Annotated in this window: 4 protein-coding genes; 1 reads left to right on the forward strand and 3 read right to left on the reverse strand. The window is 65.3% G+C overall.

The genetic code is table 11. From position 1 onward, the window contains the following. Nucleotides 1-130: helix-turn-helix domain-containing protein (locus VJS90_RS20160; protein WP_324123396.1), on the forward strand; the 130-nt coding region annotated here is incomplete at its 5' end. Between the two features lie 23 nt (nucleotides 131-153). Here VJS90_RS20160 and VJS90_RS20165 read toward each other — a convergent pair. From VJS90_RS20165 to VJS90_RS20175, 3 genes are all read right to left on the reverse strand, one after another. Beyond that, a complete protein-coding gene (locus tag VJS90_RS20165; RefSeq protein ID WP_324123394.1) occupies nucleotides 154-1059 on the reverse strand; it encodes a pyridoxal-phosphate dependent enzyme in 906 nt (301 codons plus the stop codon). A gap of 29 nt (nucleotides 1060-1088) precedes the next feature. Then, nucleotides 1089-1445, reverse strand: coding sequence for a RidA family protein (locus tag VJS90_RS20170; RefSeq protein ID WP_324123395.1), 357 nt, complete (start codon nucleotides 1443-1445; stop codon nucleotides 1089-1091). Nucleotides 1446-1465: 20 nt separating this feature from the next. Further along, the coding region (locus tag VJS90_RS20175) for a helix-turn-helix transcriptional regulator (RefSeq protein WP_414704959.1) at nucleotides 1466-2191 on the reverse strand (726 nt) is incomplete at its 5' end.

Consider the following 2191-nt stretch of genomic DNA (forward strand, 5'->3'; position numbering starts at 1 on the left):
GACCCTGATGACCCTGATCGAGGAGGAGCAGTGGCATGTTGGACGGGTGGCTGCCCGACTGGGCATGAGCCGCAATACCCTGTACCGAAAGCTGCGGCATCACGGCATTGCGCGGCGACGGGACGGTTGAGGTCCCGCGGCATGCCAGGCGCTCTAGAATTGCCGCAAGGCCTCGACCGTGGCCGTCGAGCCCCCACACACGATCACCAGCACATTGTCGAAGTCGCCAAGCGCCATCTTGGCGCCGTACAGCGTCGCCAGCGATGCCCCGCACGCCGGCTCCACCAGCACCCGGTGGTCATCCAGAAACGCCAGGCAAGCATCCACCGCCTCGCGATCGGTCACCTGCACCGGCACCACTTTCCGCGCCTGCGCGATGTCGAACGCCCGCTGGCACACCTGCCGGGCGCCGAGCGATGTCGCCACCCCCGAAACGCCAGCCAGCTCGACCCGCCGCCCAGCCTGGACCGACGCATTGAACGAGGCCATGCCCTCGGTCTCGACGGCATACACAGGGACTTCTCCAAGCCCATTGCGCCGCAGCCCTTCATCGACACCGGCGAGCAACCCGCCCCCGCCGACGCAGAGAATCACCGCATCCGGCCGCACGCCCTCGGCCACGACCTCGTCGATCGTCGAGGCATGCCCTTCCCACAACAGCGGATCATCAAAGGGATGCAGGAACGCGTCGTTGGCCGTCTTCAACGACAGCGCCCGTTCGTTGGCCTCGAACCATGACTCGCCGTGAACGACGACCTCAGCCCCTTCCAGCGCCAGCAGATGCCTGGCCCGCTCAGACGTCGTGCGCGGCACGACCACCACCACCGGCACCCCAAGGCGACGGCCCGCGTAGGCCACGGCCAGCCCGGCGTTGCCGCCCGATGAGCAGATGAAACGTTGCGCCCCGTTGGCCAGGTGCTGTTCACAGGCGTGCCCGATCCCGCGGATCTTGAACGATCCGGAAGGCTGCAGGGCCTCCATCTTTAGCCAGACCTGGGTGCCAGTGAGCCGGGACAGCGGCAGGGATTCGAGCAGAGGTGTGCGGATGTGAAGCGGCATGCGGTGAACTCCGTAAAAACAAAGGGGCTTCAAGCCAGCGCCTGAACTTCGATCTCGACATCAAGCCCGAACGCCAGCTGGCTGATGACGGTGGTCCGGGCCGGGAAGCCCGCGGGGAAACAGGTCCGGTAGACCTCGTTGAACGCCTGGAAATGAGCCATGTCCGACAGCCAGACGGTCGCCTTGATGACCTTGTCGACAGAAGATCCGCAGGCTTGGAGCGTCTCGGCGATGTTGTTCATGATGGTGAGCGTCTGCGCCTGGATCGAGCCATGCAACGGCTCGCCCTCGGCGTTCATCGACACCTGGCCGGACAGGAACAGAAAGCCGTTGGCCTCCACGGCCCGCGCGAACGGGTATGGAAGAGTGCTGGTGTATCGCTTCATGGTGATCTCGCTCGCGTGTCTCAGGTGGCCGCGCCCTTGAGCTCGTCCAGGTAGTTGTAGATGGTGTAGCGGGTGACGCCCAGGGCAGCGGCGGCTTTCTCGACGCCGCCCTTGATCAGGAAGAGTCCCTTTTCCTGCATTCCCTGAACCGCCAGCAGGTTGGCGCGTTTGGTATCGGCCCGCGTGCTGCCGGGATTGAGGCCGGCGGCGCTGCTGATGATTTCGCGCATGAGGTCTTCGATGTTGCCGTGGGGCTGTTCACTGACGGCCGGCGCGGGCGCTGACGCTTGGGGCCCGGGGGCTTCGGCGCCGACCAGGCCTTGCAGGAGCTTGATGGCGGTGTCGATACCTGCATTGTCGACATTGATGCACAGCGCGGCGAACGGGCGGCCTGGCTGGCTGCGATAGAACGCTGTGCTGCTGCGCAGGGCGCTGCCATCGCGGGAATAGGTCGGGTAGTCGAGCAGCAGCGTCACCGGATCAGCGGACACCTCCAGTGCGCCGGTGAAGGCGCTGTCGGTGCGCATGCCGGCCAGCACGGAGTCGCCTTTCTTGCGGCCCGTGACATGGGCATTGACGATCTCGGCGATCGAGAATTCGGGGCTACGCAGGTCGTGCAGAACGATTTCGGCATTGCCGGGAAGCACGCTGCCGAAAGCGCGAAGGGTTGCGCCAAGAATTTCGAAGAGGCGGGATTCGAAAGCTGCGGCGTCGGTCGGGGCATTCATGACGCGGGGATTTCCTGG

The organism is Pseudomonas sp., assembly GCF_035277045.1.
Lineage (GTDB): Bacteria > Pseudomonadota > Gammaproteobacteria > Pseudomonadales > Pseudomonadaceae > Aquipseudomonas.